Raw genomic sequence first — 14,978 nt, forward strand, 5'->3', positions numbered from 1 at the left:
TTTTATTCCACCCGATAAAATTCTACGCTTTTTCATAAAAAGAGAAACACGCTCCGGATATCAGAACGTGTTTCTTTATTGAGAAGTTAATATGTTATAAGTTGTTTTATTCTTCAATGGCGATGTCAATGACTTCCTCCATTCTGTTGACGTAGTGTACTCTCAGATTTTTAAGATAATCTTTTTTGATTTCTTCCACATCTTTTCTGTTGGCCTCACAAAGAATAACATCTTTGATTCCTGCTCTTGTTGCAGCAAGTAACTTTTCTTTGATTCCTCCTACAGGAAGTACTTTTCCTCTTAAAGTAATTTCACCCGTCATTGCAAGGTGAGGTTTTACTTTCTTGTTTTTAAATGAGGAAACCATTGATGTCAGCATTGCAATACCCGCAGAAGGTCCGTCTTTAGGTGTTGCTCCTTCAGGAACGTGTACGTGAATGTTTTTCTTATCCAGATCTTCCTGTGGAATCCCCAGTTCATCATGCTTCGCTTTAATATATTCCAGGGCAATAGTAGCAGATTCCTTCATTACCGTTCCCAGGTTTCCGGTCATCGTTAATGCTCCTTTACCATTGCTTAAAATACTTTCAATATAAAGGATATCTCCTCCTACACTTGTCCAGGCAAGACCTGTTACAACACCAGGAACTCCGGTGATCTCAGATAAACTTTTCGGTCTTGGAACCCCAAGAATTTCATCTACTTTTTCTATTGAGATTTTTGGATCATACTCCTTTAACAAAGCAGTCTGTAGTGCTACCCATCTTCCAATGGCTGCAATTCTTTTTTCCAGAGTTCTCACTCCGCTTTCTGAAGTATGAGCTTCTATAATATGTTTGAGTTCTGCATTTCCAAGTTTGAATGATTTTGCATCCAGACCATTTTCCTCCTGTTGTTTCCTGATCAAATGTCTTTTGGCAATCTCAATCTTTTCCTCCAAAGTATAACCTGCAATCTGAATAATCTCCGTTCTGTCTAAAAGAGGAGTCTGTATCGTTGAAAGCGAGTTGGCAGTTGCAATGAACATCACTTTTGAAAGATCATAGCCCATTTCCAGGAAATTGTCATAGAAAGATTTATTTTGCTCTGGATCAAGAACTTCTAAGAGTGCAGAGCTTGGGTCTCCATGAAGCCCCTGCCCGATTTTATCAATCTCATCAAGAACAATTACAGGATTTGAGGTACCGGATTTTTTGATAGACTGTAAAATTCTTCCCGCCATAGCACCGATATATGTTTTTCTGTGCCCACGGATTTCACTCTCGTCATGAAGTCCTCCCAATGATAATCTTACATATTTTCTTCCTAAAGCATCTGCAATAGATTTTCCTAAAGAAGTTTTACCCACACCAGGAGGCCCTACCAATAGCAGGATAGGAGATTTCATGTTGTTTTTTAATTTTAAAACAGCCATGTGCTCCAGGATTCTTTTCTTGATATCTTCCAGTCCGAAGTGTGCTTTGTCAAGTACTTTTTCAGCTTTTGCAATATCAAAGATATCTTTTGTATAGGTTTCCCAAGGCAGATCTGTAAAGAAATCCAGGTAGTTTCTCTGTACATTATAGTCCGGGGAATTGGGATTCTGACGTTGAAGTCTGCTGATTTCCTTTTGGAAGTGGTCTTCTACTTCCTGGCTCCATTTTTTTGTTTTAGCCTTGGCAATAAGATCTTCAACATCACTTTCAGGTCCGCCGCCCAGTTCCTCCTGGATGGTTCTGATCTGTTGATTCAGAAAATATTCTCTCTGTTGCTTATCTAAATCTTTTGAAGTTTTCTGATGAATCTGGTTTCTCAGTTCCAGTTTTCTGAAATCCTCATGCATCAGCTCGTAGCACTGGTTGGCTCTTGTCATAAGACTTTTCTCTTCAAGAAGCTTTTGTTTTGCAATTGAAGAGAAATTAGCATTGGTGCAGATGAAATTCAGAAGATCATCATTATTGTTAATGTTTTTGATCGCAAAGTTGGCGGCATTAGGAATATTAGGATCCAGTTCAATGATCTTTAAGGCAAGATCCTTGATGTTTTCCAGCAATGCTTCATATTCTTCACGGTCTTTAGGCTGGGTGTCTTTTAATTTTGATATTTCAGCTTTAAAATAAGGCCGTGTATCAATGATTTTTTTAATCTTAAATCTGTGAAATCCTTTGGTAATAGCTGTAATATTGCCTTCGGGAAGCTTAATAATCTTAATAATCTTTGCCAGAGTTCCGGTAGTATATATATCTTTTTCGGATGGTTGTTCCAGATCCGAATTTTTCTGGCTTACAATTCCAATAAAATCTCCGTTTTTCTGTGCCTCCTCAAGAAGCTGTATAGAGGTCTTTCTCCCTGCTGTAATAGGAATTACCACGTTGGGGAACATTACCATATTTCTTACAGGAAGTATAGGGAATATTTTCTGTTCGGAATTTTTATCAGTCTCTGCGAAGTCGGAAAGATTGATTTCTTCAGTTACGATATCAAATCCGTCACTGATCATTTCTTCTAAACTTATATCTTCAAATTCTGTCATAGTCAATCGAATGACAAATTGTCATTTTCGTTTTTTATCGTTAAAGGAATTTTTTATAATATACTCTGAAAACGTGTGGTATATTATAATATTCTAAAAATGCACAATACTTATGCCATTTGTTTTTTACTTAAAAATACGGTCAAAATTTCCTTTTTTAGATAATCTTTGCATTAAAAATCAAAATAAAGCAGTTCTGTTTCTGTAATTTCTTAAAAATGTGTATTTTCGCAAACTGATAAAAAACTATAATTTATAAAATGGCAATTTTAGGACAGATTAGGAGTAAGCCTTGGCTTTTAATGGGAGTAATAGCCTTAGCGCTTTTGGCGTTCCTGGTGAACCCCGATAGTATCGACAAGGTTTTTGGTAAGAATCCTGATGTTTTAGGAAAAGTAAACGGTGAGAAAATCACCCGCGAAGAGTTCAATGATCAGCTTTTCGTGCTGCAGCAGCAGGCTGAACAGCAAGGTCGTCCGAAAAACGGTCTTGAAGAGCAGGCTTGGCAGTTACTTGTACAATCTAAACTTATCAAACAGCAGTTTGAGAAACTGGGCTTTGAAATGACTGATGATTATTTCTGGAATCAAATCCAGTACGATCAGATGTTTGCTCAGAATCAGCAGTTCTTTGATGAGAAAGGTAACTTTAAAACTCAAGAGCTTAAAAAAGAAATTGAAACATTACAAAACACTAATCCTCAGGGATATACTCAATGGTTGAAAACAAGAAAGACAATCGAGTACAGACTAATGGCGAGACAGGTGTTTACCAATATTTCAGCAGGGATTACTACAGGTAAGAAAGAAGCTGAAGAATTGATGAAGCAGAGAGATCAGCTTGCAGATATCGACTTTGTAAAGGTAGATTACGCAGCTTATCTTCAAAAAACAAAGATCAATGTAACCACACAGGATCTTGCTGATTACATCAAGAAGCACCCTGTAATGTTCAAAGCTGAGCCAAGCAGAAATATCGGTATTGTATTTTTCCCATCTAAACCTAGTGCGGCAGATGATGCAGCAGCTCTGAAAGAAATTACAAAATTATATTCAGGAGGTACGGATGCTAGTGGAGGAACTGAAAACTTCCAGAATACTAAAAACGATTCTATGTTTGTAGCAGCAAATTCTGATGCACCATTCAATCCTCAGTATCTGAATCCTGCACAATTGCCTCCAACAATCAAAGATCAGATCACAACAGCAGCTGTAGGTCAGACTTTTGGTCCTTATAAAGAACAAGATGTATATGTAGTCTCTAAATTGGTAGGTAAAAGACCTTCAGATTCTACTTTATCAAGACATATCCTTATTGCATTCAAAGGAAGCCCTGCAGGTGAAGGGGTAACAAGAACCAAAGAGCAGGCTAAGAAATTGGCAGACTCTATTGGAGCTATTGTAAAAGCTACTCCAGCTAAATTTACAGAATTCCTTAAACTTTCAAGTGATCCGAATTCTGCAGCTCAGGGAGGTAGCCTTGGATGGACAACGCCAGAGACGCCTTTCGTTCCTGAATTCCTTGCTTATCTTGCAAACAATCCTAAAGGAGCTACAGGGGTAGTAGAAACACAATTCGGTTACCATATCATCAATATTGAAGATAAGAAATCAGGATCAATGGGGTATAAAGTTGCTAACCTTGTGAAAGCAATCAAACCTTCAGATGCTACTGAAGCTGAAACAGATAAAAACTCAAGAAAATTCATTCAGCAGGTTCAAGGAAAATCTTTCAACGATTTTGTGAACATTGCTAAAAAAGGAAACTACCAATTCTCCAATCCAAAAGCAGCAAAAAGATTTGAAGGTCAGCTTCAGGGCTTAGGTACTGAAAAAGATGCTGATATCCTTACCTGGGCTTTTGATAAGAAAAGAGAAAAAGGAGATACTGAATTATTTACAGTAGACGGAACAGGTGATAAAATTGTAGTATATCTAAACGGAAAACAGGAAGCAGGTCTTGCAGATCCTGAATCTGTAAGAGATCAGATTGAAGTTATCGTTAAAAATAAACTGGCAGCAAAACAAATCTCTGATAAAATTGCAGCAGCAAAAGCTTCAAGCTTAGATCAGATTGCCAAATTATTTGCAGCTCCAAAACAATCAGCTCAGGTGAATCTGTTGAATCCTTCTGTAGCAGGGGCTATGGAGCCTAAAGTTGCCGGTGCAGCGTTCGGTGTTGCAAAAGGTAAACTTTCTAACCCGGTTGAAGGGGGAACAGGAGTTTATGTTCTGATCAAAAAATCAGAAACTGTAAACAAGCAGCCTGGAGATCTTAAGCAGTTTACAGAATCTCTTACTCAGAGAAGTGCTGGAATGTTCGGACAGGCTTGGATGAAGAGTCTTCAGGATAATGCAGATATCGAAGATTACAGAATCGAGATCTGGAACAAGCTGGGGAATCAGCAACAATAAGAAATTCATTTCAATGATATAAAAAGCGGCAAAATTTTTTGTCGCTTTTTTTGTATTTATGGCAGAATAATAAAGGAAAAGATTTATTTAAAATGTATTATATTTGCTTATTAGAAAAAAATTAGCAAGTGAAGTTCAGTAAAGAATTAAAAGCTGGTGTGATTGCACTTCTAGCTATCGTAGGCTTTGTGGTGTTGTTTCAGTTTATGAAAGGGAAAAGCCTTTTTACTACCGACAATATATTTTACGCAAAATATGACAATGTAGAAGGTCTGGCGCAGTCTGCGGCAGTTTCTATTAATGGTCTGAAAGTAGGGCAGGTAGATAAAATTATTCCTATCACCTCAAAAGATGGAAAAATTAATTTTGTCGTAAAAGTTACCGTCGACAATAAATTCGAATTTTCAAAAAACTCATCATTGGAGATCTTTGAGCCGGGATTAATGTCTGGTAAAGAAATGAGAGTAAACCTTATGTATGGTGGGCCGACTGCAAAAGACGGTGACACTTTAAAAGGTGCTTTCAAGCTGGGAACGCTGGGAAGTCTTTCTTCGCAGGTAGGTCCGGTAAAAGATCAGCTACAGGTGGTTTTACATAGAGTAGACTCTTTAATGGCGAATGCCAATCAGGTTTTTGATGCTCAGAACAGAGCCGAAATAAAAGCTTTACTAGCCAACCTTAATAAAACAGTAGGAGCATTACAATCCACAGCAGGAAGTGTAAATACGCTTGTAGGACACAATGATCCAAAACTGCAAAAAGTGTTGGATGATGCAAGTCTTACTATGCAAAGCGGAAAAGTAACACTAGATAAATACGGACATCTTGCAGAAAGTATCGACACTAAACAGTTGAATGCTACCATTGCAAGTTTAGATGCTACAGTAGGAAAATTGAATCAGGTGATTGGAGGTATTGATAAAGGAGAAGGAAGTTTAGGTAAACTGATGAAGGACGATCAACTGTACAACAACCTGAATTCAGCTTCTTCCAATCTGAATACATTAATCGAAGATATGAAAGCGAATCCGAAGAGATATATCAACTTCTCGGTTTTCGGTAAAAATAACAAAGACTAATACGCCTTATGCAGTACATCGATAACATTATTTTCCTGATTTTATTAGTAGCCGGGTTCGGGCTGTTTGCCAAAAGCCTGCAGAAGATCTACAGAAATATCAGGCTAGGTCGTGAAATCAATAGAAGTGACAGAAAATCTGAACGCTGGAGTATCATGGCTAATGTGGCCATGGGACAGAGTAAGATGGTAAAACGTCCTATCGCAGGAATTTTACACATTTTTGTCTATGTTGGTTTTATCATCATTAATATTGAACTCATTGAAATAATTGTTGATGGACTGTTTGGTACCCACCGTTTTCTGGCCTCGGTTTTGGGACACGGATTCTACAGCTTCTTTACAGCTACATTAGAAGTGCTTGCACTTCTGGTTGTAATAGGTGTAGTTATATTTTTCATCAGAAGAAACTTTTACGGGGTTAAAAGATTAACAATGAAGGAGCTTTTCGGATGGCCGAAAGAAGATGCCAACTGGATTCTTATCATCGAATTTGCCCTGATGATGGCTTTCTTTAAAATGAATGCCTCAGATTTTATTTTGCAGTCAAGAGGAGTTTTACCAGTACATGGAAGTTTCCCGATCAGTGAAATGACATTGGTTCCGTTTTTGGAAGTCTTCAATTTTGATAACGGATTTTTGATGTTCACAGAGAAAGCTGCCTGGTGGTTCCACTTTGTAGGGATTCTTTTCTTCATGAATTATCTTTATTATTCAAAGCATTTACATATTATTCTTGCATTTCCAAGTACATGGTATGCAAATCTTGAGAAAAAAGGAAAATTCAACAATCTTGAATCTGTAACAAAGGAGATCAAATTAATGATGGACCCTAATGCAGATCCTTACGCTACACCAGCTGAAGGAGCTGAAGCCGACGTTCCTTCCAAATTTGGGGCAGAAGATATTTTTGATCTGAACCAGGTACAATTGCTGAATGCTTATTCCTGTACAGAATGCGGACGTTGTACTTCTGTTTGTCCGGCTAATATTACCGGTAAAAAACTTTCTCCGAGATTGATCCTGATGAAGACCAGAGACCGATTGGAAGAAGTAGGAAGAAACATCGATAAAAACGGAAAATTCGTAGATGACGGTAAAAAACTGTTGAACGATTATATCACAAAAGAAGAACTTTGGGCCTGTACCACTTGTAATGCATGTACAGAAGCCTGTCCGGTATTGCTTGACCCGCTTTCCATTATTTTTGAAATGAGAAGATTCCTGGTGATGGAACAGTCTGCTGCTCCACAGGAACTGAACCTGATGATGACGAACGTGGAAAACAACGCTGCTCCATGGCAGTACAATCAGGCAGACCGTCTGAACTGGGCAAACGAAAATTAATGTAACAATGTAAATAATGTAACGATGTAACAATCATTGGTAAACTGTTACATTGGTATATTGATAAATTTGATTTAGAATGGATTTCAATATAAAAACAATGGCAGAATATGCTGCCGAAGGAAAAGCCCCTGAAGTTTTATTTTGGGTTGGATGTGCGGGAAGTTTTGATGACCGTGCCAAAAAAATTACAAAAGCATTCTGTAAGATATTAAACAAAATAGGCGTTGAATTTGCCGTTCTGGGACAGGAAGAAAGCTGTACCGGAGATCCTGCAAAAAGAGCCGGAAACGAATTCGTTTTCCAGATGATGGCGCTTACCAATATCGAAGTGTTGAATGCTTACGAAGTAAAGAAAATCGTAACGGCTTGCCCACACTGTTTCAATACCCTGAAGAATGAATATCCTAGCCTGGGAGGGCACTTTGAAGTAGTTCACCATACTCAGTTCCTTAAAACTTTAATGGAGGAAGGAAGACTGAAAATTGAAGGAGGTGCATTCAGAGGGAAAAAAATTACTTTCCATGATCCATGTTATTTAGGACGTGCCAATGACGAATATGAAGCGCCAAGAATGCTTCTTGAAAAGCTGGATGCTGAACTTGTAGAAATGAAGCGTTGCAAAACCAATGGTCTTTGTTGTGGAGCAGGAGGCGCACAGATGTTTAAAGAACCTGAAAAAGGAAATAAAGACATCAATATTGAAAGAACAGAAGAAGCATTATCTTTTGAGCCTAAGGTAATTGCTACAGGATGCCCTTTCTGTAACACCATGATGACGGATGGAGTAAAACATTTTAATAAAAATACTGAGGTAGCCGTAAAAGATATCGTAGAACTTCTTGCTGAAGCAGAAGACTTATAATTGTAATCTTATACAGGCGTATGAAGCGGGAATGGAAACTCTCCTTTTTGTTTATCATTTCGGTACTTGCTCTTCTTACATTCTGGAATTATCAGAACAGAGTATATGACTGGGATATGCCGGGCTATATGGGATGTATGTATACTTCCGAGTTCCCGGATTCTCCTGATAAAGTCCGAATCCTGACCTATGAGGAAATCAAGAAAGAGGCTCCAGCAGAACATTATACAGACATTATCGGAATAAATCAATGGGACATTCCCAGGCAGTATTTCGTAAAAAATACCCAATCTTTTACAGAACAATTACCCTATTTTCAGATCAAAGTAGGGTATATTCTTGTGATAACTCTTTTTTATAAGCTTGGATTATCATCGCCAATGGCCGTATTATTTACCAGTCTTATTTCTTATTTTTTTTCAGGAATATTATTATTTTATATTCTGAAACTCCTGTTTCCAAAGAAATACTGGCTTGCGGTACTATTAACGATTGCCGCCATGCTTTTGCCACCAATGACTTACATGTCGAGGGTTTCTACACCGGATATGTTTATTTTTCAGTTTATGCTGATCTTTATGATCGGGTTACTCAAAAAATGGAACCAATGGGCAATGTTTGTACTTTTATTCGGTATTACTTTTATTCGGCCAGATTATATTACATTTACCCTGACTTATATTATCACTGTTTTCTTTTTCCATTATTTCCGGGAAAAGAAAATTGATATTTCTTTTATTGCACAGGGAATCGTACTTCTTGCCATGTATCTCGCCATCATTAAGTTTTATCATTATCCCGGATGGAAAGATCTTTTTTATGATACCTTTATCGATAGAAGGCCTATTATTTCTACACACCCGATAGACGTGAGCTTAATGGACTATCTGAGTATTATTTACATCAAAATCATTTATTTTAAAAAAGTCACTTTATCACTGGCTATTATGATCGGAGTGATCTTCTGGCGCTCTAAAGATGCATGGGTGAGAATAATTTCGGTTCTTTTCCTGGTGAATGTTTATATAAAATTCTTTTTCTTTCCGCAGTCGGCAGCTTTAAGATTCTTCTTTCCTTTTATCTTTCCGGTTTTCATTATGATGCTCTATGTACTGAGTAAAAAATACAATGATCTTAAACTCGGGAAAATTGCGTAATTTTGTCTTTACAATGATAGGAGCATTCAATGGAAAGTAAAATAAAGATTGATTGTTTAATATCTTGAAAAATAAATATTTACATTATGAAAATCGAAGAATCTAATATTGTAGAAACCAACGACTACAGAGTCATTATATATCCGGCTTCAAGACCTTTCGAAACAAAAGAAGCAAAAGCCATTACCGAGAAACTATTTGATTTCCTTGCAACATGGGCCGCTCATGGAAAACCTCTTTCTTCTTCTTTTAAAATTGAAAAGAACCAGTTTATCATCGTATGTGTGGACGAAGAAAAGGAAATGGCTTCAGGATGCAGCATTGATGCATTAGGGAAGGTAATGAGAGAAATTGACGAAGAATATCAGCTAGGCCTTTTCGACAGGATGAAAGCAAGTTTTGTAGAGAATGGTGAAGTGAAAACTTTAAAATTAATGGATTTCAAAACAAAGCTTAGAAACGGAGAGCTTTCAGGTGATATCCAGGTTTTTGATTTCTCTAAAAATACGTATCTGGACTTTTTGAGCCATTTCCTTCTTCCTTTGGAGAAGAGCTGGGCGGCTTCTATAAAATAGTCCCTGTTAAGCTGATACAAAAGAATAATCATAAAGTGGAAAATATATTTCCACTTTTTTGTTTTAATGTATATTTGTATAGATTCGAGCAGTGACTAATGCCTAAAGTACTTTTTTTAACGACTTCCCACAGCTATAATGATGACCGCATTTTTTATCATCAGGCAAAAGCTCTTAGAGATAATGGGTATGAAATAAAAATATGCAGCTTATATGCAGAGTATAAAGGTTTTATCGATGGGATACAAATAGAATCTTTTGCTGTTCTTGAAGAAAGTATAAAAACGAAAATGGAAACTTTCAGTAAAGTTTGTGATACTTTTCATCCGGATAGTATCATTTGCTCTGAACCATTGGCTGTTGTGGCAGTAAAGAAGTTTGTAAAAGAACACAGGATAAGCTGTATCTATGATGTTACAGAATGGTATCCTTCCATGTCAATGCTTCAAAATTATCGCTTTCCTGCTAAAATTTTTCAGGCGGTGAAATTTACTCTTATTCAGCTGTATGCAGGGTTTTTAAGTACGCATTTTATTTTTGGTGAAACCACCAAGAAATTCCCTTTGGCCTATTTTTTTGGATTTAAAAAACAAATGATTCTGCCTTATTATCCGGCTTCTGTTTATATTAATGAAAGTATAAAAAAACTCACTCCGGGAAGCATCACATTATGTTACACGGGTCAGATCTCCAAAGATAAAGGAATTGAAAATTTCTTTAAAGCCGTAGACCTTCTCCGTCAAAAAGTTCCTGATCTTCATATTAAAATCCTGATCATAGGAGCAGCAATACACGAAAGTGATGATGTGTATTTTAGAACATTAGTAAAGAACTATTCTTTTGAAAATATAGATATTATAAAACCGACTGGTTTTGAACAGTTTACAGAAGCGTTTGCAGAAGCTGACCTTTGTTTTGATCTTCGGGAAATTAATTTTGAAAACAATCATTCGCTGCCGATAAAACTGTTTTATTTTATGGGAGCAGGAAAGCCTGTGATTTATTCAGATTTGAAAGGGATCAGGGAGCATATGGGAGAGCTTTCGTTTGGAAGTCTTGTTGATCCTCATGATGCAGAAGCAATCTCGGATATTATCATCAATTATATCAGGAATCCGGAGCTGTATCGATCCCATACTCTCAATGCACGAAAAGAATTTAAAGAAAAATATAACTGGGAACTTATAAAAGATAACTTCGTTGATTTTGTAAAAAAATCTATTGATCCATAATCATCATGCAGCTTACTATCATTAAAACCTTTGTCTCACGTTTTTTTATTCTGATCCTGAGTTTCGGACTGGTGATCTATTCTACGAATATGTGGGGAAGTGAGGGGAAAGGAACCATTTCTATTGTGGTGGCCAATGCAGCAGCAGTAAGTTTTTTCAGCAATATCTTTTCCGGAAGCAGTGCTTCTTATTTCGCATCAAGGTTTAAAATAGAAAAGGTTTTATTGTATGCCTATCTGTGGTCTCTCCTGACGGGTCTTTTAATCCCATTTTTATTCAGTATTGCTTCTATTCAGGGTGAATATCTCCTGTACCTTATCGGAATTTCCGTTTTTTCTTCACTTTTGTCTACTAATATCAGCTTGTTTATTGGAACACAGGATATTAAAAGGTTCAATATGTATACTGTTTTGCAGCAGCTTGTACATATTGTATTTATTGGAATATTGGTTTATCTGTTCGGAAAGAAAGATGTTTCCGTATACTTTCTCGCCCAGATTATATGTCTTGCACTTCTTTTTCTTACCAGTTTTTTCGAGATCATTAAAAAATGCAATATATCTCAGATATCATTCTGTAAAGATGTAGGCAGGAATATGTTTGAATATGGGTGGAAGACCCAGCTGAGTGCTTTTGTTCAGTTCTTGAATTACAGGCTTTCATTTTATTTTTTAGAACATTTTGAAGGTTTAGCGAGTGTAGGGATATTTTCCATCGGGGTTACTTTCTCAGAAGCGATATGGACCATTACCCGCAGTATTGCTGTGATTTTATACTCAGATGTAGTCAATAGTAAAAGCAGTGAAGAATCTATAGGGAAAACCAAAGAATCCTTAAAACTGACCTTTTTTCTGATGATAGGTTTTGTGCTGGGAATCATAATCATACCCTCTCAGGTTTACGAGTTGATTTTCGGGAAAGAATTTAAAGATACCAAGGAAATAATGCTTCTTTTATCACCGGGAATTTTTGCTATTGCTGTAAGTGATATGGTTGGGCATTACTTTTCGGGAATAAGAGAACTGAAAATTCTTAATGTCAAATCAATTGTAGGCCTTGTGGTTACCGTTGTATTTTCTTTCATTGCGATACCAAAATGGGGAATTATAGGCGCTTGTGTTGCCACTACGTCGTCCTATTTTGTTTCTGCTTTTCTGTTGTTCAGAAAGTTTTATAATTCTACTCCGTTTACTTTGAAAGATTATATGATTACAAAAGAAGAAATACAGCTTTTAAAGCAAAAATTTGTAAAGAAATAATTACTTGATAGCTCCCCTTAAAATAATGTCATTTTTCCTATTTTTACATATCTATTAATCTTTTACTATGTGCGGAATCACCGGTTATTATTCATTTCATAAAAGTATTTCCTCTACAAATATTCTGGAAATGAATCAGGCCATCAGACACCGCGGACCGGATGATGAAGGGTTCTGGATGTATAGTATCGGAGAGGGAGCTTCTTTTTCGGGGAACGATTCCACACAAAAAATTAAAGAACAGTTTCCGGTTCTAAAAGAGAAAAATTCTGATATTGCGTTAGGTTTCCGTAGATTATCCATTATTGATCTGTCCGAAAAAGGCCATCAGCCTATGCTTTCACAGAATGAGCAGATTATTATTACATTTAACGGAGAGATTTATAATTTTAAAAAATTAAGAAAAGAACTTGAGTCTTTGGGATATTCTTTCCATAGCAGTTCTGATACTGAAGTTATTCTCAAAGCCTATCAGGAGTGGGGAAATTCTACGTTTGCAAAATTAGATGGAATGTTTGCCATCTGTATTGTTGATCTTTCCGGTCGGAAACTTATATTAGCAAGAGATAGAGTTGGGATGAAGCCTCTTTTTTACCATCAAAGCGAACAGGGATTGGTTTGGGCATCAGAAATAAAATCATTGCTGAAGAATGAGCTGGTAAAGCCTGAAATCAACTGGGACGGAGTCTATACGAATTTTCTTTTTCAGACAACATTGGCTCCACAAACCTGTTTTCAGCATATTTTATCCCTTGAACCAGCTTCCATCATGACTGTTGATTTAAACAATCAGAACATCACTAAAGAAAAATTCTGGAAGCTGCCTTCAACGTCTCAAAAAAATATTTCAGAGGAAGAAGCTGTAAGAACAATAGATGAACTGCTTTCTGAGAATATTTCTGAACAGTTATATGCAGATGTTCCTGTCGCAGTAATGATGAGCGGAGGTATTGATTCTACTTTAATTGCTTCAAAATCAAAATCTTTTAATACCAATATTAATACATACACCATATCTTATCCGTTTTCTGAAGAAGAGGTGAAGAATGCATCTATAGCTGCTAAACATTTTGGTGTTTCGCATGCGGTGAAAGAAGTGAGTGACGAAGAAGCGCTGGAAGACCTTAAAGAAAATATCCAGCATTTTGAAGAACCTTACAGCAGTTTTGAAGTCTTAATCAATGCTGCAAAATATGCACATGATCAGAATTTTAAAGTCGTATTAAGCGGAAATGGCGCTGATGAACTTTTTGCCGGTTATTCTCATACACTGAAGCTGAACAGATGGCTTCTGATAAGGAATTTTAATTTTATAAGACCTTTCATCGTTACGAAAGACAAGTTTTCACAGCGCGTAAAAAACTATTTTTCCCAGGATTATATGTTTGATTTTTTCAGGCAGAGCCAGATCAGTATGAGACCGTTGGAAGTTAAAAGCCTTATAAACCCGGATATTTATAGTAAAATAGATTTACATCTTTCAAAATACCACCTTTCAGAAGTAAAAAACTATGTGGGGTATTTTGAATATGACATGAAATATTCACTATCCTCCCACCATGTTTTCCGGGATGATCTGAGTGCGATGAAATACAGCGTAGAATTTCGTTATCCCTATTTAAGCAACAGTTTAATAGACTATGTAGCATCACTTCCTGGAAACATAAGATTTAATGGAATTCAGAATAAACCTCTATTGCGTAAAACAGCAGAGAATTATCTTCCTCAGGAAGTTTTGAATATGCCCAAAAAAGGATTTTCATTTCCTGTCAATTATTTCATTAAAAACGAAAAAAGAGTAAGAGAATTTATTACTGAAAATCTTGAAAGTTTAAAAAAGAGAAACTTCTTTAATGCTGCGGTGATTGATGAGTGGTGGAATCATCAGGAACATGAGTATGACTGGGTAAAAATCTGGCAGCTGGTTACTTTTGAGTTGTGGTATCAGAAATATTTTGAAAAATAAAGAAGGAGCCTAAAGATTAATATTTTACCTTTGTATTTATGATGAAATATTTTTGGTGTATACTTGTAGCGGTTTTTGCACTGATCAGTTGTAAAAGTGATGATGATTCTTTGCAGAGGATTGATCAGTTAATGAATATCTATATCAGGAACAGTGCTGGTCAGGATTTGCTGAACAGTAAGAAAACAGGATCTTTTACAGGGTATTCTGTGAATGATATTTTTGGAACTAAAGATATTGCTCCGATAAATATTTCATTGAAAATGACTACAGATTCATTGTTTTATATGGAATATCTGGCAGGAGCCAAAAGAAGGAGACTGGATTCCATCAGCCCGGATAATCCCGGAACAGGAACCTCCTATTATTCCCGAATGAAGATTACGTATACAAAAAGCACAAATGCAAGCGATAATGTGATTGATACTTTGGAAATTCAGTATCGCAATACCCCAACGGTATTCCAGGTTTCAAAAGTTCTGTATAACAGAGTTCCGGTATTTTCAAAAGAGGCCAATGCACCAACTTCGATAAATACTGTCACGGTCACAAAATAATTTTTAAATTTGTACA

General features: G+C 36.5%; 11 protein-coding genes. 10 read left to right on the top strand and 1 reads right to left on the bottom strand.

What is annotated here, in order from left to right:
* Nucleotides 1-106: 106 nt before the first annotated feature.
* Complete coding sequence (lon, locus tag AB1278_RS02265) at nt 107-2,512, bottom strand: endopeptidase La (protein ID WP_429812158.1); 2,406 nt, start codon at nt 2,510-2,512, stop codon at nt 107-109.
* 260 nt (nt 2,513-2,772) lie between these two features.
* On the opposite strand from lon, the gene AB1278_RS02270 reads away from it, so the two are divergent.
* The 10 genes from AB1278_RS02270 (at nt 2,773) to AB1278_RS02315 (ending at nt 14,962) form a co-directional block, all read left to right on the top strand.
* On the top strand, nt 2,773-4,926 hold the full coding sequence (locus tag AB1278_RS02270) for a SurA N-terminal domain-containing protein (RefSeq protein WP_429812161.1): 2,154 nt from the start codon (nt 2,773-2,775) through the stop codon (nt 4,924-4,926).
* A gap of 128 nt (nt 4,927-5,054) precedes the next feature.
* The gene (locus AB1278_RS02275; RefSeq protein ID WP_062676024.1) at nt 5,055-6,005 is read left to right on the top strand and encodes an MlaD family protein; all 951 of its coding nucleotides are present in this window, start codon (nt 5,055-5,057) and stop codon (nt 6,003-6,005) included.
* An 8-nt stretch (nt 6,006-6,013) separates the two neighbouring features.
* Entirely contained in the window at nt 6,014-7,351 is a 1,338-nt protein-coding gene (locus AB1278_RS02280) for a 4Fe-4S dicluster domain-containing protein (RefSeq protein WP_429812165.1), read from the top strand.
* A 79-nt stretch (nt 7,352-7,430) separates the two neighbouring features.
* A complete protein-coding gene (locus AB1278_RS02285) occupies nt 7,431-8,216 on the top strand; it encodes a (Fe-S)-binding protein (protein ID WP_047428861.1) in 786 nt (261 codons plus the stop codon).
* Nucleotides 8,217-8,263: 47 nt separating this feature from the next.
* Nucleotides 8,264-9,373: a hypothetical protein gene (locus tag AB1278_RS02290; RefSeq protein ID WP_395971931.1), complete on the top strand. Its 1,110-nt coding sequence runs from the start codon at nt 8,264-8,266 to the stop codon at nt 9,371-9,373.
* 86 nt (nt 9,374-9,459) lie between these two features.
* On the top strand, nt 9,460-9,948 hold the full coding sequence (locus AB1278_RS02295; RefSeq protein ID WP_202840002.1) for a hypothetical protein: 489 nt from the start codon (nt 9,460-9,462) through the stop codon (nt 9,946-9,948).
* 98 nt (nt 9,949-10,046) lie between these two features.
* Nucleotides 10,047-11,180, top strand: a complete 1,134-nt coding sequence (locus AB1278_RS02300) for a glycosyltransferase (RefSeq protein WP_202840000.1) — start codon at nt 10,047-10,049, stop codon at nt 11,178-11,180.
* A gap of 5 nt (nt 11,181-11,185) precedes the next feature.
* Nucleotides 11,186-12,439, top strand: a complete 1,254-nt coding sequence (locus AB1278_RS02305; RefSeq protein ID WP_202839998.1) for a polysaccharide biosynthesis C-terminal domain-containing protein — start codon at nt 11,186-11,188, stop codon at nt 12,437-12,439.
* A 67-nt stretch (nt 12,440-12,506) separates the two neighbouring features.
* A complete protein-coding gene (gene asnB / locus AB1278_RS02310) occupies nt 12,507-14,405 on the top strand; it encodes an asparagine synthase (glutamine-hydrolyzing) (protein ID WP_202839996.1) in 1,899 nt (632 codons plus the stop codon).
* A 38-nt stretch (nt 14,406-14,443) separates the two neighbouring features.
* On the top strand, nt 14,444-14,962 hold the full coding sequence (locus AB1278_RS02315; RefSeq protein WP_202839994.1) for a hypothetical protein: 519 nt from the start codon (nt 14,444-14,446) through the stop codon (nt 14,960-14,962).
* Nucleotides 14,963-14,978 lie beyond the last annotated feature (16 nt).

The organism is Chryseobacterium sp. NRRL B-14798 (assembly GCF_050470705.1).
Taxonomy (GTDB): domain Bacteria; phylum Bacteroidota; class Bacteroidia; order Flavobacteriales; family Weeksellaceae; genus Chryseobacterium; species Chryseobacterium cupriresistens.